Source organism: Sphingomonas sp. HT-1 (assembly GCF_048568905.1).
Classification (GTDB): domain Bacteria; phylum Pseudomonadota; class Alphaproteobacteria; order Sphingomonadales; family Sphingomonadaceae; genus Sphingomonas.
The window spans coordinates 3217891-3241262 of the sequence record NZ_CP183770.1 but is presented as its reverse complement, the minus strand read 5'-3'; the positions used below and the strand labels follow the sequence as shown (position 1 = coordinate 3241262).

26 protein-coding genes are annotated in these 23372 nt (G+C 66.0%); 13 read left to right on the top strand and 13 right to left on the bottom strand.

The features are described 5' to 3' along the window. Window positions 1-69 precede the first annotated feature (69 nt). From yghU to plsY, 4 genes are all read right to left on the bottom strand, one after another. Window positions 70-969, bottom strand: coding sequence for a glutathione-dependent disulfide-bond oxidoreductase (gene yghU / locus ACNFJ7_RS15115; protein WP_019369890.1), 900 nt, complete (start codon window positions 967-969; stop codon window positions 70-72). 130 nt (window positions 970-1099) lie between these two features. Beyond that, complete coding sequence (locus ACNFJ7_RS15110) at window positions 1100-1714, bottom strand: outer membrane protein (RefSeq protein WP_019369889.1); 615 nt, start codon at window positions 1712-1714, stop codon at window positions 1100-1102. A gap of 150 nt (window positions 1715-1864) precedes the next feature. Next, on the bottom strand, window positions 1865-2944 hold the full coding sequence (gene dprA, locus ACNFJ7_RS15105) for a DNA-processing protein DprA (protein WP_019369888.1): 1080 nt from the start codon (window positions 2942-2944) through the stop codon (window positions 1865-1867). After that, window positions 2937-3542 carry a glycerol-3-phosphate 1-O-acyltransferase PlsY gene (plsY, locus tag ACNFJ7_RS15100; RefSeq protein WP_037513649.1) on the bottom strand — a complete coding sequence of 202 codons (606 nt, stop codon included), beginning with the start codon at window positions 3540-3542 and terminating at the stop codon, window positions 2937-2939. Before plsY ends, dprA begins: the two co-directional genes overlap by 8 nt. Before the next feature lie 145 nt (window positions 3543-3687). Between plsY and murI the strand changes: the two genes are divergently transcribed. Next, window positions 3688-4485, top strand: coding sequence for a glutamate racemase (gene murI, locus ACNFJ7_RS15095; protein WP_019369886.1), 798 nt, complete (start codon window positions 3688-3690; stop codon window positions 4483-4485). Between the two features lie 5 nt (window positions 4486-4490). Here murI and ACNFJ7_RS15090 read toward each other — a convergent pair whose 3' ends face one another. After that, complete coding sequence (locus ACNFJ7_RS15090; protein WP_019369885.1) at window positions 4491-4658, bottom strand: hypothetical protein; 168 nt, start codon at window positions 4656-4658, stop codon at window positions 4491-4493. A 312-nt stretch (window positions 4659-4970) separates the two neighbouring features. On the opposite strand from ACNFJ7_RS15090, the gene hemA reads away from it, so the two are divergent. After that, window positions 4971-6215, top strand: coding sequence for a 5-aminolevulinate synthase (hemA, locus tag ACNFJ7_RS15085; protein WP_019369884.1), 1245 nt, complete (start codon window positions 4971-4973; stop codon window positions 6213-6215). 6 nt (window positions 6216-6221) lie between these two features. Here the strand turns inward: hemA and ACNFJ7_RS15080 are convergent, their stop codons facing one another. From ACNFJ7_RS15080 to ACNFJ7_RS15065, 4 genes are all read right to left on the bottom strand, one after another. Next, a complete protein-coding gene (locus ACNFJ7_RS15080) occupies window positions 6222-6785 on the bottom strand; it encodes a Uma2 family endonuclease (RefSeq protein WP_019369883.1) in 564 nt (187 codons plus the stop codon). Window positions 6786-6828: 43 nt separating this feature from the next. Next, the gene (locus ACNFJ7_RS15075) at window positions 6829-7494 is read right to left on the bottom strand and encodes a class I SAM-dependent methyltransferase (protein WP_019369882.1); all 666 of its coding nucleotides are present in this window, start codon (window positions 7492-7494) and stop codon (window positions 6829-6831) included. Then, a complete protein-coding gene (locus tag ACNFJ7_RS15070; RefSeq protein WP_019369881.1) occupies window positions 7491-8735 on the bottom strand; it encodes a DUF3419 family protein in 1245 nt (414 codons plus the stop codon). Before ACNFJ7_RS15070 ends, ACNFJ7_RS15075 begins: the two co-directional genes overlap by 4 nt. A 107-nt stretch (window positions 8736-8842) precedes the next feature. Beyond that, a complete protein-coding gene (locus ACNFJ7_RS15065) occupies window positions 8843-9418 on the bottom strand; it encodes a DUF1579 domain-containing protein (RefSeq protein WP_152997754.1) in 576 nt (191 codons plus the stop codon). Between the two features lie 207 nt (window positions 9419-9625). On the opposite strand from ACNFJ7_RS15065, the gene ACNFJ7_RS15060 reads away from it, so the two are divergent. Beyond that, on the top strand, window positions 9626-10369 hold the full coding sequence (locus ACNFJ7_RS15060; protein ID WP_192813037.1) for a LytTR family transcriptional regulator DNA-binding domain-containing protein: 744 nt from the start codon (window positions 9626-9628) through the stop codon (window positions 10367-10369). Window positions 10370-10376: 7 nt separating this feature from the next. Here ACNFJ7_RS15060 and ACNFJ7_RS15055 read toward each other — a convergent pair whose 3' ends face one another. Beyond that, a complete protein-coding gene (locus tag ACNFJ7_RS15055) occupies window positions 10377-10640 on the bottom strand; it encodes a hypothetical protein (RefSeq protein ID WP_019369878.1) in 264 nt (87 codons plus the stop codon). 53 nt (window positions 10641-10693) lie between these two features. Here ACNFJ7_RS15055 and rpiB point away from each other — a divergent pair, with 53 nt between their 5' ends. The 8 genes from rpiB to aguB all read left to right on the top strand — a co-directional run bounded on the left by rpiB (window position 10694) and on the right by aguB (window position 18178). Beyond that, window positions 10694-11146 carry a ribose 5-phosphate isomerase B gene (gene rpiB, locus ACNFJ7_RS15050; RefSeq protein WP_026009193.1) on the top strand — a complete coding sequence of 151 codons (453 nt, stop codon included), beginning with the start codon at window positions 10694-10696 and terminating at the stop codon, window positions 11144-11146. Beyond that, a complete protein-coding gene (glyA, locus tag ACNFJ7_RS15045; RefSeq protein ID WP_019369876.1) occupies window positions 11143-12450 on the top strand; it encodes a serine hydroxymethyltransferase in 1308 nt (435 codons plus the stop codon). The genes rpiB and glyA overlap by 4 nt, the downstream gene beginning before the upstream one ends. Further along, entirely contained in the window at window positions 12451-12912 is a 462-nt protein-coding gene (gene nrdR, locus ACNFJ7_RS15040) for a transcriptional regulator NrdR (RefSeq protein ID WP_019369875.1), read from the top strand. Continuing rightward, a complete protein-coding gene (locus ACNFJ7_RS15035; protein WP_019369874.1) occupies window positions 12909-13631 on the top strand; it encodes an RNA methyltransferase in 723 nt (240 codons plus the stop codon). The genes nrdR and ACNFJ7_RS15035 overlap by 4 nt, the downstream gene beginning before the upstream one ends. Window positions 13632-13810: 179 nt before the next feature. Continuing rightward, entirely contained in the window at window positions 13811-14425 is a 615-nt protein-coding gene (gene rpsD / locus ACNFJ7_RS15030) for a 30S ribosomal protein S4 (protein ID WP_019369873.1), read from the top strand. Window positions 14426-14531: 106 nt separating this feature from the next. Then, window positions 14532-16160: a M28 family metallopeptidase gene (locus ACNFJ7_RS15025; RefSeq protein ID WP_019369872.1), complete on the top strand. Its 1629-nt coding sequence runs from the start codon at window positions 14532-14534 to the stop codon at window positions 16158-16160. 186 nt (window positions 16161-16346) lie between these two features. Beyond that, the gene (locus ACNFJ7_RS15020) at window positions 16347-17321 is read left to right on the top strand and encodes an agmatine deiminase family protein (RefSeq protein WP_019369871.1); all 975 of its coding nucleotides are present in this window, start codon (window positions 16347-16349) and stop codon (window positions 17319-17321) included. Between the two features lie 8 nt (window positions 17322-17329). Beyond that, entirely contained in the window at window positions 17330-18178 is an 849-nt protein-coding gene (gene aguB / locus ACNFJ7_RS15015; RefSeq protein WP_019369870.1) for an N-carbamoylputrescine amidase, read from the top strand. A gap of 42 nt (window positions 18179-18220) precedes the next feature. On the opposite strand, the gene ACNFJ7_RS15010 is transcribed toward aguB, so the two are convergent. Beyond that, window positions 18221-18484, bottom strand: a complete 264-nt coding sequence (locus ACNFJ7_RS15010; RefSeq protein WP_019369869.1) for a hypothetical protein — start codon at window positions 18482-18484, stop codon at window positions 18221-18223. Between the two features lie 53 nt (window positions 18485-18537). After that, entirely contained in the window at window positions 18538-19536 is a 999-nt protein-coding gene (gene galE / locus ACNFJ7_RS15005; protein ID WP_058805417.1) for a UDP-glucose 4-epimerase GalE, read from the bottom strand. A gap of 68 nt (window positions 19537-19604) precedes the next feature. On the opposite strand from galE, the gene msrA reads away from it, so the two are divergent. After that, window positions 19605-20150 (top strand): peptide-methionine (S)-S-oxide reductase MsrA, encoded by a 546-nt coding sequence (gene msrA / locus ACNFJ7_RS15000; RefSeq protein ID WP_019369867.1) that lies wholly within the window; start codon window positions 19605-19607, stop codon window positions 20148-20150. Between the two features lie 499 nt (window positions 20151-20649). On the opposite strand, the gene ACNFJ7_RS14995 is transcribed toward msrA, so the two are convergent. Beyond that, window positions 20650-21588, bottom strand: coding sequence for an L-threonylcarbamoyladenylate synthase (locus ACNFJ7_RS14995; protein WP_152997755.1), 939 nt, complete (start codon window positions 21586-21588; stop codon window positions 20650-20652). Between the two features lie 42 nt (window positions 21589-21630). Between ACNFJ7_RS14995 and ACNFJ7_RS14990 the strand changes: the two genes are divergently transcribed. Next, window positions 21631-23325 carry an acyl-CoA dehydrogenase gene (locus tag ACNFJ7_RS14990; protein WP_019369865.1) on the top strand — a complete coding sequence of 565 codons (1695 nt, stop codon included), beginning with the start codon at window positions 21631-21633 and terminating at the stop codon, window positions 23323-23325. The last annotated feature ends 47 nt before the right edge of the window (window positions 23326-23372 follow it).

Genomic DNA, 23372 nt, shown 5'->3' with positions numbered 1-23372 from the left:
GTACGCGTGCGAGGATGACGACCGGTACGGCGCCGCGTCAAGCACAGCCGATACCGGGCGTCTTCCGGTTCAGGCGCTGGCCCGCATCCGCTCCAGCACCACGTCGATGTCCTTGGCGTCATGGCGTTCGGGGACGCGCTGGTCCTCGGGGCCGGTGCCGCGATTGACCAAGCGGCCGCGCTGTACGGGCTCGCGCCCGGCAATCTCGGACGCCCAGCGCAGCAGGTTCGGATATTCCTGCGCGTTCAGGAACACGTCCGCCCCGACATAGGTTTCGCCGCGCACCACCGCGCCGTACCAAGGGAAGATCGCCATATCGGCGATCGTATAGTCCTCTCCCACCATGTAGCGATTGGTCGCCAGATGGGTGTCGAGTACGTGGAGCTGGCGCTTGGCCTCCATCGCATAGCGATCGATCGCATACTGGATCTTGATCGGCGCATAGGCGAAGAAATGGCCGAAGCCGCCGCCCAGGAACGGCGCCGAGCCCATTTGCCACATCAGCCAGCTGAGCGTCTGCGCGCGCTGGGCGGTGTCGGTGGGCAGGAAGACGCCGAACTTCTCCGCGAGGTGGATCATCATCGCGCCGCTCTCGAAAATCGGCAGCGCCGGGCTGAGCGAATGATCGACCATCGCCGGGATCTTCGAATTCGGGTTGATCGCCACGAAGCCGCTGCCGAACTGATCGCCCTGGCCGATGTTGATCAGCCACGCGTCATATTCGGCGCCCGCATAGCCGGCGGCGAGCAGTTCCTCGAGCAGGATCGTCACCTTCTGCCCGTTCGGGGTGCCGAGCGAGTAGAGCTGGATCGGGTGGCGCCCAACCGGCAATTCCTTGTCGTGCGTTGCGCCCGAGACCGGCCGGTTGATGTTGGCGAATTGGCCGCCATTGCCCGGCGCCCATTCCCACACCTGGGGCGGGACATAGCCGGCGGGAAGGTTGTTCGCGGGATCGGGGGCGTCGGCCATGCGGGTGTCTCCTCGGGGAAGCGTTGCCGGCGGCATGTAGGACGTATGAGGCGACTTGCCAGTCCCGCGCACGCCAAAGGGCCGGGCGCAGCGATTGCCGCGCCCGGCCCTTTGTTCGGCTGCGCTACGCTTACTTGAAGCGCAGCCCGACGCCGGCCATCACGCGCTGGCGGGCGGTGTGATCGTTGTACTGCGAATACACATACTGGACGTTGGCGTAGACCGGCATGCGGCTTTCCTCGCCAGTCAGCGAATATTCGACGCCGCCGCCGACCTGATAACCGGCGGTGTTGAAGCTATCGTAAAACGAGGTTTGACCCGCAGGCGCATCAAATCGCTTACGCTGTTCGTTGACGACGTACCCACCCTTAGCGAAGATCAGGATCTGCGGCGTTGCAAGTACACCTGCACGAACGGCCGCGCCATATTCTTCAAACGACTTGTGGCAAACCGAGCCGCCCTGAACGCCAGCTGAGCAGTTTTCGTTCCAGTTGTTGGCGCGCCAGTAGCTGCCTTCCGCACCGATCACGATGCGATCGCCGAGCTGGCCGTCGAAGCCGATCGTGCCACCGTAGCCGAACTTGTTGTTGTTGTTGCCCTGAGACTGGAACCGATCACCGCCGGCATTGGCTTCGATGCGGATGCCGCGGAAGCTGGTGCCGTTGGTCGAGCTGGTCTCCTGAGCCTGGGCGGCGGTGGCGGAGAGGCTGAGCGCCGCTGCTGCGACGAGAAACACTGAACGCATACGTGTACATCCCTTGAGATTGGAGGGGCTTTGCCACCGCCCAAACCCGCCAGCTGCGAAAGGTTTCCAAACCTCGTCGAAGAAAGCCGGAACTGCGTTGCATTTCTGCAACAACCCGCAGGTTTCGCAGGGTTGCGCCGCTTGGGACGATCAGCGCAGCGAAACTCTGCCGCCGGCATGCCGATCCAACCGCCCGGCAAGCTCCAGTTCCAGCAGCACGGTCTGCACCACGGCGGGCACGCAGCCGGCCTGGCGGATCAGTTCGTCGACGGACACCGGCACGGGGCCGAGCAGCGCTGCGATGCGCGTGCGATCGGCGTCGCCGGCATCTTCGGGCGCGGGGCCGCAATAGCGATCCAGCGGCGCGCGCACCGCGCGTGGATCGATCGGCCGGATCGCCTCCCAGATATCGTCGGCCGACTGGACGAGGGTCGCCCCCTCGCGGATCAGCAGGTTGCAGCCCTGCGCGCGAGGATCGAGCGGTGATCCCGGCACAGCCATCACCTCGCGACCGGCGTCGACCGCGATGCGGGCGGTGATCAGGCTGCCCGAGCGCGGCGCCGCTTCGACCACCACAGTGCCCAGCGACAGCCCGGCGATGATGCGGTTGCGCGCGGGAAAGAAGCGCGCCAGCGGCTGGGTGCCCGGGGGCTGTTCGGTGACGAGCAGCGCCTGTTCGGCGACTCGTGCCTGCAGTTCGGCATTTTCGGGCGGGAACACGATATCGATGCCGCTGGCAATCACGCCGACCGTACCGCCGGCAAGCGCACCCTGATGCGCCGCCGTGTCGATCCCGCGCGCCAGGCCGGAAACGACCGTGGCACCGCGCTCCACCAGCCCGATCGCCAGCTGGCGCGCAAATCGGCACGCGGCGGCGGAGGCGTTCCGCGCGCCCACCATGGCGACGCAGGGCCGCTCCAGCAGCCCCGTGTCGCCGCGGACGATCAGCGCCGGGGGCGCATTGTCCAGCGCGCCGAGCAGGGCCGGATACTCGGGATCATCGAGGAACAGATAGCGTGCGCCCAGGCGCTCGACGGCAGCGATCTCGCGCCGCACGTCGGCCGGATCCGCGATCGCCGGCGCCCTGCCCCCGCCGCGCGCGGCGAGCATCGGCAGCGCTTCCAGCGCCGCTTCGGCCGAGCCGAACCGGGCAATCAGTTGAACATAGGTGACGGGGCCGACATTGGCGGAGCGCAACAGCCGCAGCCGCGGCTCCCGCCGATCAGCCACGCTTGCTGCCGACCCGGGGTTCTGAGCCGCTGAGCAGCCGATCGATATTGTCGCGGTGCTTCCACAATACGATCAGCGCCAGCGCCAGCAACAGCAGCACCAAATCGATCCGCCCGAAAAAGGCGGTGCTGACCGGCGCACTGATCGCCGCCGACATGCCGGCAACGGAGGAGATGCGGACCACGGCCAGCAGCCCCAGCCATACCGCGGCATAAACCAGGCCGGACGGCCAGTAGAGCGCCAGCACCAGCCCCATCAGCGTCGCAACGCCCTTTCCGCCGCGAAACTTGAGCCAGACCGGGTAGCAATGGCCGAGGAAGACGGCCGCGGCAGCCAGCGCGGACATGCCCGGCAACAGCGCATCGACCAGCAGCACCGCCGCCGCACCCTTGCCGAGATCGAGCAGCAACGTCGCCGCCGCCAGCCCCTTGCGGCCGGTGCGCAGCACGTTGGTAGCGCCGATATTGCCCGACCCGATCGTGCGCAGGTCGCCGGCGCCGGCCGCCCGGGTCAGCAGCACGCCGAACGGGATCGATCCGAGCAGATAACCGAGCAACAATGCCCCGACCGGAGCCAGCCATGGAATTTCGGTAGGCAAGTCTTCCCCCTTCAGCAGCCCGGGAGTAGCCGTTTCCCCATGGCAGATGCAATGATCTGCATCAGCGTGCAGATATGGCCGAGCCCCACATCGCGCGCCTGCCCAGCGTTGACGGGGGTGCGCGGCCTCGGCCATGGCGTTTGCCATGCCCGATCGCCGTCCCATCCTGTTCTTCGACTCCGGCGTGGGCGGCCTATCCGTGCTGGCACCAACCGCCGCGCTGCTGCCAATGGCCCCGCTGGTCTATGTGGCAGACTCGGCCGGATTCCCTTATGGCACCAAAAGCGAGACGGAGATTGCCGCCCGCGTGCCGGCGCTGCTCGGCCGGCTGGCCGAACGCTATGATCCGCGCCTGATCGTCATCGCGTGCAACACCGCCTCTACCATCGCGCTTCAGCACGTCCGCGCTGCGCTGGACCTGCCGATCGTCGGCACCGTGCCGGCGATAAAGCCGGCGGCAGCGATCAGTCGCACACGCGCCATCGGCGTGCTGGGCACCGCAGCGACGGTGCGGCAACCATATGTCGACGATCTTGCGGCTCGCTTCGCGGCCGATTGCACCGTGCTGCGCCATGGATCGGCCGCGCTGGTCGAACTGGCAGAGGCCAAGCTGGCAGGGGAGACGATCGCGCCCGATGCGGTCGCTCGCGAGCTGGAGGGCCTGTTTCGCCAGCCCGGCGGCGAACGCATCGACGTGATCGTCAACGCGTGCACGCACTTTCCGCTTCTCGAAGCCGAGATGCGGGCCGGGGCGCCGGCGGGCATGACCTTCATCGATGGCGGTCCCGGCATCGCGCGGCGTGTGGCGTATCTTACCGAAGGGCAGTCCTGGCCGGACCAGTCCTTTCCCGGCCTTGCGGTATTCACGTCGCGCGATGCTGGCGACCAGCGGCTAGCACGCCGACTCGCCGACTATGGCCTAAGTCGAATCGAAACGCTGTAAGCGCCTTAGGCCAGGCGATCGCCCGCGGTGACGTTCCCCGGCGAACGGGCCATGGCCGAATAGCGTTCGGCGAGTTCTTCATGGACGCGACGAACGGGGCCATGGCCGGACCGCGCGGCAAGATCGCGTTCTTTCCGAGCACGGATCGCGAAATACTCGGCATCGCTCGTCATCGTCGGCGCCCCTTGTCCAGAACCGCAGGCACGGCAGCCATGTTGTCGAGCTGCCACATCGCACCCGGAGTCGCGCGCGACACCGCATCTATACCACAGCGCATCTGCAAGATCGCGCCAAATGCGCTTAAACTCGATCAGACTGAGCGAGCTTTTCAGCCGCGCGGAAGCTGGAAATTCATTGCGTCCGCCGCATATTTCCGGACATGAACGCGCATGCCCCAACGCAATAGCAGCGGTTTTCGCGCGGGTAGACACTACGGGGGTTCACGTGCTGGAATTGCGGAAAAAGAGGGCGTAGAGGAGAGAACCATGCAGCGCCAAGACGCCCCCGCACCCGCCATTGATTATACGCGGGTCTTCACCCAGGCCATCGATCGCCTCCATGCGGAGGGGCGCTACCGGGTCTTCATCGACATCCTGCGCAACAAGGGCATGTTCCCGAATGCGCGCTGCTTCGCCGGGCATAACGGGCCGAAGCCGATCACGGTGTGGTGCTCGAACGATTATCTGGCGATGGGGCAGCACCCCAAGGTGATCGCCGCGATGGAAGAAGCGCTGCACGATGTCGGCGCCGGCTCCGGCGGCACCCGCAACATCGGCGGCAACACGCACTACCACATCGATCTCGAGCGCGAGCTGGCCGATCTGCACGGCAAGGAAAACGCGCTGCTGTTCACCTCGGGCTATGTCTCGAACGAGGCGACGCTGTCGACGCTGGCAAAGGTGATGCCGGGCTGCATCATCTATTCGGACGAGCTCAACCACGCCTCGATGATCGCGGGTATCCGCAATTCGGGCTGCGAGAAGCGGGTATGGCGCCACAACGACGTCGCGCATCTCGAGGAACTGCTCGCCGCCGACGATCCCTCGGTGCCGAAGCTGATCGCTTTCGAGAGCGTCTATTCGATGGACGCCGACATCGCGCCGATCGCCGAGATCTGCGACCTGGCGGACAAGTACAACGCGCTGACCTATCTCGACGAGGTCCATGCCGTCGGCATGTACGGCCCACGCGGCGGCGGCATCTCGGACCGCGAGGGGCTCGCCGATCGGCTGACGATCATCGAAGGCACGCTGGGCAAGGCGTTCGGCGTGATGGGCGGCTATATCGCGGCCGATCAGGTGATCATCGACGTGATCCGCAGCTATGCGCCCGGCTTCATCTTCACCACCTCGCTGTCGCCGGTGCTGGTTGCCGGCGCGCTGGCGAGCGTGCGGCACCTGAAGAGCTCCAGCGTCGAGCGCGAAGGCCAGCAGGCCGCCGCCGCGATGCTCAAGCAGCTGATGAATGACGCCGGGCTACCGGTGCTGCCCTCCACGACGCACATCGTGCCGCTGATGGTGGGCGATCCGGTGAAGGCCAAGAAGATCAGCGACGTGTTGCTCGCCGAATACGGCGTGTACGTCCAGCCGATCAACTACCCCACCGTGCCGCGCGGCACCGAGCGCCTGCGCTTCACGCCGGGCCCCTCGCACGACGAGGCGATGATGCGCGAGCTGGTGGATGCGCTGGTCGAGATTTGGGGACGGCTGGAACTGCGTCTGGCGGCGTAAGCGCCGTCAGTCGAGGGTGATTCGGCCGCCGAGGCCGGGCACGTCCATCGGTTCGCCGAACGGCACGATCATGGCCTCGCCATAGGCGCTGCCGCTTGCGTCCAACCCGAAGCAGTGCGTGACCTGGGCGACAATGTCGACCACCCAGTAGGCCGGAATACCCGCCCTTCCATAGTCGTCGCGCTTCTCGCCGAGGTCGCGCTTCTGCGTCGTCTCCGCGACTTCGATGGCGAACAGCACGTCCTCCCCTCGCAATGCCTTTTGCGGCACCGCGCCGGGTCTCAAGATCGCAATGTCGAACCCGCGTACCGTATGCGCGTCGATATGGATGACGACGTCGGTACCTACTTTTGCCCCAGCCGCCCGTACCAACGGGAAGAGCAATCCGACCAGGCGCGCATTGAGTTCGCCATGCGACCAGTCGGCCGGCATCATCTTTTCGATTCCCCCCCGGACCAGTTCGGCTCGCATGCCCTCGAACGCCCCCAGTTCGAGCATGTGCAGGAAATCGTCCGCCGTGAACGGCGACGCCCACTCCCTTTTGGATGCGAGGCGGACCTGCTGGTTCATGCCGCGCACTGTAGCACGGGAGGCACTTCCGAGGCGATAGCGCTCAGGCCGGTCGCGTGAGCCCCGCGCTCCAGGTATAGCCGCGCAGCGAGGAGCGGAACGATGCCGTCAGCCCCTGCTCGGCGGCGATGCCTTCCACCACCGCGCGCAGATCGGCGCGGGGATAGACGTGGAAGGCGTTGAGCTCCTTGAAGTGGAAGCGCTTGGCGAAGCCCGGCAGCCGTTCGTACTGGCCGAAATCGACGATGTGCAGGCTGCCGCCCGGCGCGAGTGCCCTGGCACCCAGCGCGATCGCTTCCTTCCAGGGCGGGATCATCGACAGCGTATAGCTCATGAACACGCGGTCGACTTGGCCAAGCCCGAACAGCGCGCCCACATCGAACGCACCGGCATCGCCCTGCGCCAGCGTGATCTTGTCCGAGAGCCCGTGCTTGGCCACCGATTTGCGCGCGGTATCCAGCATCGCTTCGCTGATATCGAAGCCGTGGAAGCGCGCGTTGGGCCAGCGCTTGGCGGCGACGATCAGGTTGCGCGCGGTGCCGCAGCCGACCTCTAGCACCGTGCCGCCCGGCGGCGGCGCCAGCTCGCGGATCAGCCGGTCGCGGCCAAGCAGATAGAATTTGCGCGTAAGATCGTAGAAGTGGCGATGGAGCGCATAGGTCGCATCCATCAGCCCCTTCTGATCGGCCGCCCCGGCGTGCCCGCTCATGCGTGCGGCTTCAGCGTCCAGACATGGGTCGCGCCGTAGACCGACGAGCGATCGCGGCGGGTCCAGTCGTCGAGCTTGGCCTGGTCCTCATATTCCCACTGGTTCATCAGCGCGTCGGGGATATGGCCGCGCACGACGTCCGGCACCGCCGCCGTGCGATACAGCACGCGCGCGCCGGGCTTGGCGGTGCGGGTGATCTCGGTCCAGATGCGGGTCAGCTGCTCGTCGGTCATCCAGTCCTGCGCGTCGAGCAGGATGTAGCGATCGAGCGACTGCGCCGGCATCGACTCGAGATAATCGGCATAGTTGGTGTGGCGGATCTCGACGCGGTCGGCGCGCTCGCGGACCAGCTCGTAATTCTTGCGCTCGAGATAGGGCGGCAGCGGCGCGCCCTCATGCTCGCCATAGCCGCGGCCAAACGCCTGCCAGGCGTAGAAATTGTCCTTGAGGTCGAAATCGCAGGCGAGCTTGCGCAGGCGGCTGCGCAGCGCGCCGGTGATGCCTTCCTGGTCGTCCACCTTGAGCAGATCGTACTGCGCCGGCGGGATACCGAAGCCGAACAGCGCCGCGGGCTGGTCGACCATCCAGCGCAGCAGCTTCTTGTCGAAGAACGGCGCGAAGCGCGTCTCGAAGATATGACGCTGCTCCTCGACGGTCTTCGCCGCGAGGATTTCCTTGGGATCGATGCCGTAGCGATGCGCCAGCCAGTGGACGAAGCCGATCAGCCGGCCGAGCAGCCCTTGGCGATAAAAGCCGGTCTTGAAGCCGTTGATCCGACGTACGCCGTTGGGCGCGCGGCCTTCCCAATAGGCGCGCGAGGTATCGTCGAGGCTCCCACGCAAATACGTCTTGTAGGCATCGATATTCTCTGGCCGGTTCGCGAGGCCGAAGAAGCGATGGAACGATTCATAGTCCGGCAGCCGCAGCGCCGCCTGCTGCTTGAGCTTGTTGAGCGCGATGTGCGCGGGGTTCAGGTCCACTGCCGTGATCTTCGCCGGGTTCGCCGTCAGGTAGGAGAAGACGTTGCACCCGCCGGATGCGATCGTGACGATGTGGCTGTCCGGCGTGATCTGCAGGGCTTCCATGTCGATCACAGGATCTTCCCAGATCTGCGCATAGACCAGGCCGCGAAACGCGAAAGTGAAGGCGCGTTCGAGGATGCCTTCCTTCGAGAGATGCTCGTGGCGGTGCACCGCACCCCGAACCGCACCATTCTTCGGTGCCTTGGCGATAGATGGCATTCGTGATGACTCCCGGAGGCCCAGCGCCGGCGGCTGGCGGTTCACCGCACCGGCGCCACTCCCCTGTGACAAAAGCTTTGCAGCCTTGTGACAGCGCCTCCGGGAAATCAATCCTTCGACAGTCCTCCCGCGGCAGGCCAGTCAGTATCGCCGACCCGCTTGAGCGTCATCGTGAAAAAGCGACGCGGGGGCTGCCCCTCAGTCACATAGTCGCCAACTTCGACGTAGACTCCGCCAGCGAACGTAGCGGTGTAACGCGCCAACGCGTTCGGTCCTGCAGGCACTTCCCACGTAAAGCCAGTATCCGTCAGCGATAAGGGAAAGGAACCGGAGCGGCCCTGCGCATGGCTCGCCAGCACGTATTTCCCTGATGCTTGATTGTAAGATACTACTCCAAAGGCGTGGAACGGCACGCTGCCGTCAGTGCCGTAGGCCTTGCCTTCGATCACGAGCAAGGTGCCATCAAGGATGGTCCCGATCCGCTCGGTCTGCGTCATCTCGATAGGACCGTCCGGCGTCAACGTCTCCGCCTTTCCGCGCCAGAGGCCGCGCATCCAATCAAGCTTTTTTACTGCCGCCTGCTGCGCAGCGATCGCGGCGGAGTCGGCAGCCTGCCCCCATGCGGTAGGTGCAAGCATCAGCGATCCGAACAAGGCAAAAGCAAAAGAAAAAGAAGGGCGCATCGGTGTTGAACCTCTCTGGTTGTTCCGGGTCGCGGGCGGTGACAATCTAGCGAGATGGCAGCGCCCCTTTCCCGTTTGCTTCGACGTGCAGGGCCCCGCGACAAGCGCGATTTCGCGAAGTGCGCAGCAAGCTTCGTGAAATGGACAGGGACGTCGCTGCCGGGCTTCCCGCTCCTATGGATCGCCTGCACATGCGCTGCCGGGCTGATGATCGTGACCGGAGGTTTCGGCACCAGCACACTGCCGCTACCCAAGCGCATCAGCTTCTGGCTGCTTCTCATGGGGTGGAACGCGCTCAAATGGCAGATGCTTTTCGCGCTCTTCGTTCGAAAGCCGCGGGATTGGCTGCGAGTCGCCAGTGTTGGCGTAATCCTACTAAACCTCCCGCTCCCGGCTGAAATCCGCTGGAGTGCTGCAGTGGTGGGCATCACCATAGCGGCGGTTCCGGGCGTTGTGTGGGCCCAGGCGGCGGTGATCGGACTGATTGCGCTGGCAACATGCTTTGTAACGGCGCGCGTGCTGCAAACACCTGCCGCACGAAACTCGCAAGACAAAGCCGTTGCACGAAGTGCCGGCGCCGGCGGCGTTGCCCCTGCCGCCGCCATTGCTCGTGCGCCGGGCGCCGATATCGCGGCCGGCCTCCTCGCCCGCGCACGCGTCGCCCCGGAGGCACTCCTCGCCGTTCAGGCGCAGGACCACTATTGTCGTGTCTACTCCCGGAAGAGCAGCGCCCTCGTCCATTACAAATTCGGCGATGCGCTTCAGGAAATTGCCATGCTGGACGGCACCAGAGTGCATCGCGGCATGTGGGTGGCGGCTGGGGCGGTTGCGGGCGCCGAGCGAAAAGGGCGGCGCTGGCGCTTGCTGCTATGCGATGGAAGCCAGGTGCCGGTCAGCGTAACCTATTTGCCGGAGGTGCGGCGACGCGGCTGGCTGGCCATATCGGACTAGCCCTTCCTCAATCGGTCGCATTATCGCTTGCCCGTTCCACCTGATCGACTCCGTTTGCTAATCCATCGCTTGCCTGATCAGCGCCCCGGCGCATCGAGTTGCCCGCACGATCGATCCCCTTTTCGATCTTGTCGCCAAAGCGATCGGCCGCATTGGCGAGCGAATCGCCGGCGCGATCGAGCGAATTGTCCACGCGGTCCTCGGTGTTGGGCGAACAGGCTGCGAGGCCGAGGGCGAGCGCGGGCAGCAGAATGGATAACGTCTTGAGCATATGGTCTCCTGGGTGTCTAGCCAGCGGGCGCGCACGCGCGTAGGGAGCGCGCCATGCCACATCGCATCGCCCTCGCATCGGATCACGCCGCCTACGTAATGAAGGCAGAAGTCGCCGAATGGTTGCGTGAAGCCGGACATGACGTGCTCGATCTGGGCACCAATGGTCCGGATAGCGTCGACTATCCCGACTACGGCTATCGCCTGGGCAAGGCGATCGAGAGTGGCGACGCGACGTTCGGCGTGGCGCTGTGCGGATCGGGCATCGGCATTTCGATCGCGGTCAACCGCAACCCGGCCGCCCGCTGCGCTCTCGTCTCCGAGCCGTTGTCCGCCAGCCTTGCGCGGCAGCACAACGATGCCAATGTCATCGCGCTCGGCGCGCGGCTGATCGGCATCGAGATGGCCAAGGCCTGCATTACCAGTTTTCTCGAAACGGCTTTCCTCGGCGATCGCCACCAGCGTCGCGTCGAAAAGCTGAGCAACCCCGAAAGGAGCCCCGCATGAGCACCAACCCCGTTACGGCAGGCCTTCAGCCGGATGGCTTCTTTACCAAGACGCTTTCCGAGGTTGATCCGGCGGTATTCGCCGGCGTCGAGCACGAGATGGCGCGCGAGCAGTATCAGATCGAGCTGATCGCCAGCGAGAACATCGTCTCCAAGGCGGTGCTCGAGGCGCAGGGCTCGGTCTTCACCAACAAATACGCCGAGGGCTATCCCGGCAAGCGCTATTATCAGGGCTGCCACCCGTCCGACGAGGTCGAGCAGCTGGCGATCGATCGCGCCAAGCAGCTGTTCGGCTGCGACTTCGCCAACGTCCAGCCGCATTCGGGCGCGCAGGCGAACGGCGCGGTGATGCTCGCGCTGACCAAGCCGGGCGACACCATCCTCGGCCTCAGCCTCGATGCCGGCGGCCACCTGACGCACGGCGCCCGCGCAGCGATGAGCGGCAAGTGGTTCAACGCGGTCCAGTACGGCGTCCGCCCCGACGATCACCTGATCGACTATGACCAGGTCGCCGCGCTTGCCCGCGAGCACAAGCCGAAGCTGATCATCACGGGCGGCTCGGCCTATCCGCGCCACATCGACTTCGCCCGCTTCCGCGCGATTGCGGACGAAGTCGGCGCGATGTTCATGGTCGACATGGCGCACTTCGCCGGCCTGGTCGCCGGCGGCGTCCACCCGACCCCGTTCGGCCACGCCCATGTCGTCACCACCACCACGCACAAGACGCTGCGTGGGCCCCGTGGCGGCATGATCCTGACCAATGACGAGGCGATCGCGAAGAAGATCAACTCGGCGGTGTTCCCGGGGCTGCAGGGCGGCCCGCTGATGCACGTGATCGCCGCCAAGGCGGTCGCGTTCGGCGAGGCGCTGCGTCCCGAGTTCAAGAGCTATGCCGCGGCGGTGGTCGAGAACGCCAAGGTGCTGGCGGCGACGCTCAAGGAGCGCGGCGCGAACCTCGTCTCGGGCGGCACCGACACGCATCTGGCGCTGGTCGATCTCACCCCGCTCGGCGTCACCGGCAAGGACGCCGACGAGGCGCTGGAGCGCGCGGCGATCACCTGCAACAAGAACGGCATCCCCAACGATCCGCTGCCGCCGATGAAGACCAGCGGCATCCGCGTCGGCTCGCCCGCGGGCACCACGCGCGGTTTCGGCCCGGCCGAGTTCCGCGAGATCGGCAACATGGTCGCCGACGTGCTCGACGGCCTGCGGAACAAGGGCGAGGCGGGCGACGCCGCGGTCGAGGCCGATGTGAAGGCCCGCGTCCGCGCGCTGTGCGAACGCTTCCCGATCTATGGCGGCTAAGTGCGCTGCCCATTCTGTTCCAATGAGGCCAGCCAGGTAAAGGATAGCCGCCCCACCGACGACGGGGCGGCCATCCGCAGGCGGCGGCAGTGCGAGGCGTGCGGTGCGCGCTTCACCACCTTCGAGCGCATCCAGCTGCGCGAACTTACCGTGGTGAAGAGCGGAGACCGGCGCGAGCCATTCGAGCGCGACAAGCTGATGCGCTCGGTCTCCACAGCGTGCCGCAAGCGCCCGATCCAGCCCGCCCAGATCGAGCGGTTGGTCTCCGGCATCCAGCGGCAGCTGGAAACGACGGGCGAGAGCGAAATCCCTTCCCAGCGCATCGGCGAGCTGGTGATGGAGGCGCTCAAGGGCCTCGATTCGGTAGCCTATATCCGCTTCGCCAGCGTGTATAAGGATTTCCGCGAGGCGAAGGATTTCGAGGAATTCGCCGGTAACGTCAGCGAGGTCGGCAAAAGTTGAATTCCCCCGTCATCGTGCTCGTCCGCCCGCAGCTGGGCGAGAATATCGGCAAGGCCGCGCGCGCCATGCTCAACTTCGGGCTGACCGAGATGCGGCTGGTGTCCCCGCGTGACGGCTGGCCCAACCCCTCGGCAGGTCCCGCGGCGAGCGGCGCGGATATCGTGCTCGAAAAGGCGCAGGTGTTCGAGAGCGTCGCCGATGCGGTGGCCGATTGCACCCATGTCTATGCCACCACGGTGCGCAAGCGCGGCGTGACCAAGCCGGTGGTGACCCCCGAGGTCGCCGCGCGCGAGATCCACGGCGCGCCCACGCGCAGCGCGATCCTGTTCGGGCCCGAGCGCTCGGGGCTGGAGACCGACGATGTAGCGCTCGCCCGCACCATCATCACCGTGCCGATCAACCCCGAGTTCGGGTCGCTGAATCTCGCCCAGGCGGTGATCCTGGTCGCCTATGAATGGTCGAAGCATGTCGGGTTGGAAAGCCCGCCCGCGGTCGACCTCGATCCCCCCGCCCCGCAGGAGGAGCTGGACGGGATGATCGGGCAGCTCGATGCGATGCTGGAGGACTCGGGCTATTATTTCCCGCCCGACCGGGTGCCCTCGACCAAGCGGACGCTGCGCACGCTGCTGACCAAGCCGCGCTGGTCGAGCCAGGAACTGCGCACACTGCGCGGCGTGCTTTCCGCACTAGAGGGTCGCAAGCGCCATCGGGTGGAGTGAGCAGCTTGACTCGTCCAGCGCGTCCCGCTACGCGCGCCGCTTCGCAATTGGCCCCGCACCCCCGGTGAAGCGGTGGCCCTGCGCTTTTCCCATCAGAGAAGCACAGGCGAAACCGGGATCGCGATCAGGGCGGCGTGCCGTCCGGGTCAACGTCAACGCAATTGATCTAAGGATTTTACATGTCGAAGCGCTCCAGCGCCAAGCATAAGCTCGATCGCCGCATGGGCGAAAACATCTGGGGTCGTCCGAAGTCCCCGGTGAACAAGCGCGAATACGGCCCGGGCCAGCACGGCCAGCGCCGCAAGGGCAAGATGTCGGACTTCGGCATCCAGCTGCGCGCCAAGCAGAAGCTCAAGGGCTATTACGGCGACATCACCGAGAAGCAGTTCAAGCGCTCGTACGAAGACGCGTCGCGCATGAAGGGCGACACCGGTCAGAACCTGATCGGCCTGCTCGAGCAGCGCCTCGACATGATCGTTTACCGCGCCAAGTTCGCGCCGACGATCTTCGCGGCCCGCCAGCTGGTCAACCACGGCCATGTCCGCGTTGACGGCGAGAAGTGCAACATCGGCTCGCGCCGCATCAAGCCGGGCCAGGAAATCAGCCTGAGCAGCAAGGCGCAGGAAATGGCGCTGGTCATGGAAGCGCAGAGCCTCGCCGAGCGCGACATCCCCGACTATGTCGCTCCGGACGGCGCGGCGAAGGTCACCTTCACCCGCGTGCCGACGCTCGACGAAGTGCCGTACCCGGTGAAGATGGAACCGAACCTGGTCGTCGAGTTCTACTCGCGCTAATTCGGCTCCCTTCGGGAACGAGAAATGGGGCGGTCCTTCGGGGCCGCCCTTTTTCGTTGTGTGGACGGGCACGACACCGCAAAACGGGCGCACCAGGAGGAATTCGATGCGCTTTTCGTTGCTTGCCCTTGCCCTGCTTTCGTCCACCGCCGCCCAGGCGCAGACCGCTCCCGCCATTTCGGTCGACACGCTCAAGACCGTCACGCAGACGCTCTCCTCCGACGCGTTCGAGGGGCGCAAGCCGACCAGCGCGGGCGAGGAAAAGACCATCGCCTATCTGATCGAGCGCTTTCAGAAGGCGGGGCTCAAGCCCGGCAACAAGGGGCAATGGGTGCAGGACGTGCCGCTGGTCGAACTCAGCGTGCAGAGCCCCAGCAAGCTCGCCTTTACCGGCGGCAAGACGCCGGTGTCGCTCGCCTATGGCAGCGAGGCGGTGTTCTCCACCTATCGCGTCACCCCGAAGATCGACCTGAAGGACAGCGAGGTCGTGTTCGTCGGCTATGGCATCAACGCGCCCGAGCGCGGGTGGAACGACTATGCCGGGCTCGACGTGAAGGGGAAGACCGTCGTCATCCTGATCAACGATCCCGACTGGCAGACCATGACGCTGGACGGCCCCTTCGGCGGCCGGGCGATGACCTATTATGGCCGCTGGACCTACAAGTATGAGGAAGCCGCCCGCCAGGGTGCGGCGGGCGCGATCATCATCCACGATACCGAGCCGGCCGCCTATGGCTGGGGGGTGGTCGAGAGCAGCTGGGGCGGCCCCAAGCTCGAGCAGGACACGCCCGGCGACCATGCCGACCAGTCGCAGCTGATCGGCTGGATCCAGCAGGATGCGGCCAAGGCGCTCTTCGCCAGCGCCGGCAAGGACTATGCCGCGCTGATCGAGGCGGCGAAGCGCAAAGGCTTCAAGGCGGTGCCGCTGGGTGTGAAGGCTTCCGCCAGCTTCGGCGTCGGCATCAAGCGCCAAGCCTCGAAGAACGTGGTCGGCATCCTGCCTGGCAGCGAGCGGCCGGATGAAGTGGTGCTGTTCTCGGCGCATTGGGACCATCTCGGCCGCTGCAAGCCGGTAGACGGCGACGATATCTGCAACGGCGCGGTCGACAACGCCACCGGCACCGCCGGGCTGGTCGCGCTCGCCGAGGCCAATGCCAAGGCGGGCCCGGCCAAGCGCAGCATGGTGTTCCTGGCGGTGACCGCCGAGGAACAGGGGCTGATCGGCTCGCAATATTATGCCGAGCACCCGGTGTATCCGCTCGCCAAGACGGTCGGCGGCGTGAACATGGACGGGCTCAACATCGTCGGCAAGGCGAAGGATTTCGTGCTGATCGGTGCCGGCAAGTCCGAGCTGGAAGAACTGGTGAAGCCGCTGGTCGCCGCAGAAGACCGAGTGATCGGCATCGAACCCACGCCGGAAAAGGGCGGCTATTACCGATCCGACCATTTCAGCTTCGCCAAGCTGGGCGTGCCGATGCTGTATGGCGAGAGCGGCGACGATCTGGTGGTGGGCGGCAAGGCGGCCGGCGCCAAGGCTGCGGAAGATTATACCGACAAGCGCTACCACAAGCCCCAGGACGAATATAACCCGAACTGGAAGTGGGACGGCGCGCTGTCCGACCTGCGGATCTATTACGGCCTCGGCCGCGCACTGGCCGAGGGCAGCAACTGGCCCAACTGGTTCAAGGACGCCGAATTCCGCGCCATCCGCGACAAGGCGCGGGCGGGGCAGTAACACGGTCCAGCGCCCCTTCCGTCGTCATCCCGGCGAAAGCCGGGATCCATTGGGGTTTCCGTCACGGCACCTGCCGATACCGAGAGGCGAATGGATCCCGGCTTTCGCCGGGATGACGGCTTGTGGGAAGCGGCCGGGCATCCGTCGGCCTTTCCCCTGTAACCGTACGCGGCTAAAGGCCGCGCCATGACTCGTACCCCTCCCCCCGAATGGGCGCCGCACGATGCGGTCTGGATCGGCTTTCCCAGCCACGCTGACCTCTGGGTCGAAGACCTGGAGCCCGCCCGCGAAGAAGTGATCGCCTTTGCCCACGCGGTCCATGCCGAAGGCCGCGGCGAGCGCGTTATCCTGGTCGCCGCCGATGCGGCCGCCGCCGAGGCGGCCCGCGCCATGGCCGGCGATGCCGCCGAGGTCGTGACCGAGCTGTTCGGCGACATCTGGCTGCGCGACACCGCCGGCATCGTCACCGGCGACAATGTCGCGCAGGATTTCGGCTTCAACGGCTGGGGCGGCAAGTACGACCTGGAAGGCGACGACACGATCGGCGCCCGCCTCGCCGCCCGCCGGCAGCTTACGGCCGTCAAGCATGGCTGGGTGCTCGAAGGCGGCGCGATCGACGGCGACGGCACCGGCCTGTGCGTCACCACCGAGCAGTGCCTGCTCAACCCCAACCGCAACCCAGACCTCGACCGGGCGGCCATCGAAGCCAAGCTTGCGGCGGACCTGGGCTACACCCGCGTGCTGTGGCTGGGCAACGGCCTCGCCAACGACCATACCGACGGCCATGTCGACAATCTCGCCCGCTTTATCGGCCCCAACCGGCTGCTGATCCCCACCCCGGCCGAGGACGATCCCAATGCGGCGATCTACGCCGATGCGGTCGCCCGCGCCGAGGCGTTCGGCGTCGAGGTGGTGCGGATGCCCTCCCCCGGCGCGGTGCTCGACGAGGATGGCGAGGTGATCCCGGCCAGCTACATGAACTTCTACATCGGCAACGCCGCGGTGGTGGTGCCGCTCTACGGCCAGCCCAACGACGGGGCGGCGATCGAGACGCTGCGGGGCATTTTCCCGGACCGTGTCATTGTAGGCCAGCGCGCAGATCATATCTTGACCGGCGGCGGCAGCTTCCACTGCATCAGCCAACAGATCCCCAAGCTCTGAGGACCCGGATGACCGAGATCACCGTCGGCGCGCTGCAGCTCGCCTTCTCGAACGATATCGACGCGAACATCGCCCGCGTGACCGAGCTGGTCCGCGAGGCGGCCGGCCGCGGCGCACAGGTCGTGCTGCCGCCCGAGTTGTTCGAGGGCGAGTATTTCTGCCGGGTCGAGGACGAGGGCCTGTTCGCCAACGCCAAGCCGGTGACCGAGCACAAGGCTGTACTGGCGATGCAGGCGCTCGCCGCCGAGCTTTCGATCCACATCCCCACCAGCTTCTTCGAGGCCGATGGGCCGCACCATTATAACAGCCTCGCGATGATCGGCCCGGACGGCAAGGTCTCGGGCGTCTATCGCAAGAGCCACATTCCCGATGGGCCCGGCTATGAGGAGAAGTTCTATTTCCGCCCCGGCAACACGGGGTTCAAGGTGTGGGACGGCCCCGGTGCCAAGCTGGGCGTGGGGGTGTGCTGGGACCAATGGTACCCGGAAACCGCGCGCGCGATGATGTTGATGGGCGCCGAGCTGCTCTTCTACCCCACCGCGATCGGCAGCGAGCCGCATGACGACAGCCTCGACACCGCGCGGCTGTGGCGTCGTGCGATGGTGGGCCATGCGGTTTCCAACGTCGTGCCGGTGATCGCCGCCAACCGCGTCGGCACCGAGCATGGCCAGACCTTCTACGGCACCAGCTTCATCACCGACGAGCGCGGCGACATCCTCGCCGAGCTGGATCGCACCGAGGAAGGCGTGATCACCGCGACGCTCGATCTCGATCGGGTGAAGCGCCACCGCGCCGCGTTCGGCTTCTTCCGCGATCGCCGGCCGGAATTGTACGGCCGGCTGGTGCAGGACATCTGAAGCGGTCGTCGCCCCTTCCGATCGGGAGGGGCGACGCGCGGTTCAGCGCTGTTGCTGGCCGACCTGGGTTTCCACCTTCACCGGACGGTCGCAGCGCGCATCGCGAATCACTGCCAAGGAACGATCCGCCAAAGGCTGTTCCGCGAGCGGCGTGGCACGAGCCGATGTTTCACGCTCCGCATCCTTGCCCACGACCTGTAACTTGGCATTTTCGCATCGCGCTTTTGCCGCGGGCGCCTTCGGTACAGTAACGCCGTCGGAAACTGCAAAGACGGCGAGCGCAGCGATCGAGACCAGTTGAAGCATCTGCTTTCCCCTTTTCGAAGCGAGGCCAACCTATCCCGGCCGGACGCCGGATCCTAACGCCCGCGTTCGGCGAGCTTGCGCTCCCATGCCAGCGCGTCGCGAACGATGCCGTTCAGGTCGTCATACTTGGGGCGCCATGGCAGGGCGGCGAGGATCGCGCTGTTATCTGCCACCAATGCATCGGGATCGCCGGCGCGGCGGCCCTCCAACTTGCGTTCGATCGTCATGTTGGTCACGCGATCAACAGCGTCCAGCACCTCCAGCACCGAGAATCCCCGGCCATAGCCGCAGTTCATCGTGTGGCTTTCCTGCGGCCGCGCGATCAGCAGATCGAGCGCATCGACATGGGCGGCGGCAAGATCGCTGACATGGATATAGTCGCGCACGCCGGTGCCGTCGGCGGTCGCGAAATCGGTGCCGTAAACGCCGACATGGCTGCGCTTGCCGGTGGCCGCTTCCACGGCAATCTTGATCAGATGCGTCGCCCCGATGGTCGATTGTCCGCTGCGCCCCTGCGGATCCGCGCCGGCGACGTTGAAGTAGCGCAAAGCGCAATAGTTCATCGGATGCGCCGCCGCGACGTCCTTCAGCATGATCTCGGTCATCAGCTTCGACATGCCATATGGATTGATCGGCGCCTTCGGGCTGTCTTCGCGGATCGGCACCTTTTCCGGGATGCCATAGGTGGCGGCGGTCGACGAGAAGATGAAGTGGCGGACGCCTTCCGCCACGACGCTTTCGATCAGCGACCGGCTGGCGGCGGTGTTGTTGCGATAATATTTGAGCGGGTCCGTCACCGATTCCGGCACCACCACCGATCCGGCAAAGTGCATCACCGCCGTGACGCCGTGCGCGCGGATCGCCGATCGCACCGCTTCGGCATCGTCGATATTGGCCACGACGAGCTTGGCGCGCGAGTCCACCGCCCAGTCGAAGCCGGTCACCAGATTGTCGATCACGACAACCGACCAGCCGGCATCCAGCAGCGCCAGCACCGCATGGCTGCCGATATAGCCCGCACCACCCGTAACCAACACCGTTCCGTCGCGCATGATGGTCCCCCCTTTGTCCGCCCCTACCTCCACCCTATCTTTGAGCGACAAGCAAGGAGTTCCTCGTAATGACGATCGAAACGGCTACCCTCGCAGGAGGATGCTTCTGGTGCACCGAAGCAGTTTTCAAGGATGTGATCGGCGTGCAGGCGGTCGAGAGCGGCTATATCGGCGGCACCAAGGAAAGCCCCACCTACAAGGAAGTGTGCAGCGGCACGACGGGCCATGCCGAAGCGATCCGGGTGACCTTCGACAACGACGTGGTCAGCTATGGCCAGCTGCTCGACATCTTCCTCGCCACGCATGATCCGACGCAGCTCAATCGCCAGGGCAACGATGTGGGGACCCAATATCGCTCGGCGATCTTCCCGCATTCGGCAGAGCAGGAGCGCGAGGCGCTGGACGCGCTGGAGCGTGCCCGCCCGGATTGGCCGCAGCCGATCGTCACCGCGATCGAGCCGCTCGGCCAATGGTGGCCTGCCGAAGACTATCATCAGGAATATTGGGAAGGCGAAGGCCAGCGCAATCCCTATTGCCTCGCCGTGATTCCGCCCAAGCTCCGCAAGCTGCGCAAGAGCTTCGCCAACAAGGTGAAAGAGGGCACGGCAGCGTAAGGCCGCGCCCTCTCCACGGGGGGCGTTCGAGACCGCGGCTGGTCGCAAGACCAGCCGCTGATTGCGAACAACACAGGTGCAAGCAAGCCGCCTATATTGTCCGGGTTCCGCGCATCCTCAGCAGACAATCGAACATGGAACCGCAGCCGAGAAATCGTACCGCGGCTCAAATAATTCGAACATCCGCCAGTCACCGTCTCGCCCGTCTGTCTTTCGCGGGCTGTGCGGCCGTACAACGGTAAAAGTTTGTGGGCGGGTGTAAAGAAGAGATCGTATACCGATTACCCGAATTGAGACCGCAACAACCTCGATTCTCACGTGAACGACGTTTTTGAGGCGCTCACCATCGTGCGAATTACTGGCTATCGACCTATAACCTGCACGCATCGTTGTAATGTCGTGGACACGTCACCAGTGCCGGCAGAAATTAATTGCAACAATCTGTAACTAGCCTGGCTGGCAAGGCTGTTATTTGCTTTGACGCGGCGGTGCGGCGGATTCAGCCGCGTGGATGCGCGGCGCGCGCGAGGCGATCGCGGATGGCTTGGCCAAGGCCCTGCTCCGGGATCGGCGCGATGGCGATGCTGGAACGGGTGGACGCATCGGCACGATGCAGCGCATCGAACAGGCGCGCAGCGGCCTCGCGCAGATCGCCGGTGGCAGAAAGGCTGTCATCGCCGGCGATCGGGCCGAACCCAATCAGCCACTCTCCCGCCGCTGCCACCCGCGCATCGAGCCGCAACGGCTTGGCCGGCGCGTAATGGCTGGCGAGTTGCCCCGGCGCCGTCACTGCGCCGGGCGTGGTGCCGGTGCGATAGCCGGGCAGTTCCTCGGCCGTCACCGGCCCGGGCCGCAGGATTCGCTGCGTCGCGGGTTCGACGATGGTCGACTCGATCCCCGCCCGCGTCGCGCCATCGTCGATCACCAAAAGGATGCGTCCCGCCAGGCTCGCGGCGACATGGGCGGCACGCGTCGGGCTGATGCCGCCGCTGGCATTGGCCGAGGGCGCGGCGAGCGGCCGGCCGCTCGCCTGGATCAGCCCCTGCATCGCGCGGTGATCCGGCATGCGCAGCGCCACGGTGGGCAGGCCGGCGGTAACGAGACTGGCGATCGGCGAGCCATTCGCCAGCGGCAGCACCATCGTCAGCGGCCCCGGCCAGAAGCGCGTGGCCAGCGCGCGGGCATGGTCGTCGAAGCGGGCGATCGTCTCGGCCATTGCCATATCCGCGACATGCACGATCAGCGGATTGAACGAGGGCCGCCCCTTGGCCGCGTAAATGCCCGCGACGGCATCCGAATCGGTCGCGTCGGCGGCGAGCCCGTAGACGGTTTCGGTAGGCACCGCGACGCAGGCGCCGCGCCGAATCAGCGCCGCCGCTTCGCCGAGCGCGGCCTCGCCGTAGGGTAAGATGCGCGGATTTGCTGGGGTCACCCGCAAGGCGCTATATTGGCTGCAACAAGATCACAAGAGAGAGGCCTGATGTTCACCCCCGCCACCGCCGAGCAGCGTTTCGTGCTCGACCATATCGTCCGCCTGTCCGAGATCAGCGAAGAGGCCACGCCCGACCTGCTCGACGCCGTGCTCGACGGCGCCGGCCAGTTCGCCGCGGGCGAATGGGCGCCGCTTGAACGGCTGGGCGATACCGAAGGCGCGCGCTGGACCGAACACGGCGTGAGAATGCCCGAAGGCTTCGCCGCCGCCTATCGCGCCTATGTCGAGGGCGGCTGGGGCACGATCGGCTCGCCGACCGAGCATGGCGGCCAGGGCCTGCCGGTCAGCCTGTCGGTGGCGGTGCTGGAGACGCTGGGCACCGCCAACATGGGCTTCTGCCTATGCCCGGTGCTGACCGTCGGCGCGGTCGAAGCGCTCCACCATCACGGCTCGGCCGAGCAGCAGGCGCTGTATCTGCCCAAGCTGGCGACCGGCGAATGGACCGGCACGATGAACCTCACCGAGCCGCAGGCGGGTTCGGACGTCGGCGCGGTGAAGACCAAGGCCGAGCCCGCGGGCGACGGCAAGTGGAAGATCAAGGGCACCAAAATCTACATCTCGTTCGGCGATCACGACATGGCCGACAATATCGTGCATCTGGTACTGGCCCGCACGCCGGGCGCGCCGGCGGGTACCAAGGGCCTGTCGCTGTTCCTGGTGCCCAAGTTCCGGCTCAAGGAGGACGGGACGCCGGGCGATTTCAACGATATCAAGGTCGTCTCGATCGAGCACAAGATGGGCCTCCACGCCTCGCCCACCTGCGTGCTGAGCTTCGGCGACCATGACGACTGCATCGGCGAGCTGATCGGCCCCGAACTGGGCGGCATCCGCGCGATGTTCACGATGATGAACAATGCCCGCCTCAATGTCGGCCTGCAGGGCGTCCAGGTTGCCGAGCGCGCCACCCAGCGCGCGGTCGCCTATGCCCGCGAGCGGGTGCAGGGCTACCGGGGCGGCGCCCCCACCGCGATCATCGAGCACCCCGATGTCCGCCGCATGCTGCTGCGGATGAAGGCGCAGACGCAGGCGGCGCGCGCGCTGGTCTATTACGCCTTCGGCCAGCTGGATCGCGGCCGCAGCGGCGATGCCGAGGCGGACAAGCGCGTCGAGCTGCTCACCCCGCTCGCCAAGGCGCATGCGACCGACATCGGCAACGAGGTCGCGAGCCTGGGCGTACAGGTCCATGGCGGCATGGGCTATATCGAGGAGACCGGTGCCGCCCAGCATTTCCGCGACGCGCGCATCACCCCGATCTACGAAGGCACCAACGGCATCCAGGCCGCGGACCTGGTCGGCCGCAAGCTGAGCATGGACAATGGCGCGACGCTGCTCGGCCTGCTGGCAGACATGCGCGCCGAGGCACGGGACGCGGGACTGCGTTCGCTGATCGACGCCTGCGAGGAGGTCGGCCGCAACCTGCTGGGCAGCGATGCCGACGACCGGCTGGCGGCGAGCTATCCGTTCCTGACCATGCTGTCGGTGGCGGTGTGCGGCTGGCTGATGGAGAAGAGCGGGCGCTTGGCGGCACAGGGCGACGGCGAGCCCGGCTTCTTCCAGATGAAGCAGGCAGCGGCGCGCTTCTATGTCGAGCAGATCGTGCCGGAAGCGCTCGGTCTGCGCGCGGCGGCGATGGCGAAGGCGGCGGTGCTGTATGCGGTGGAGGCGGAGGCCTTCGCGGCTTGAGGGGCTTGGTGGAATAATCCTCACCCGCCAGGGGGAGGTGCCGCCGC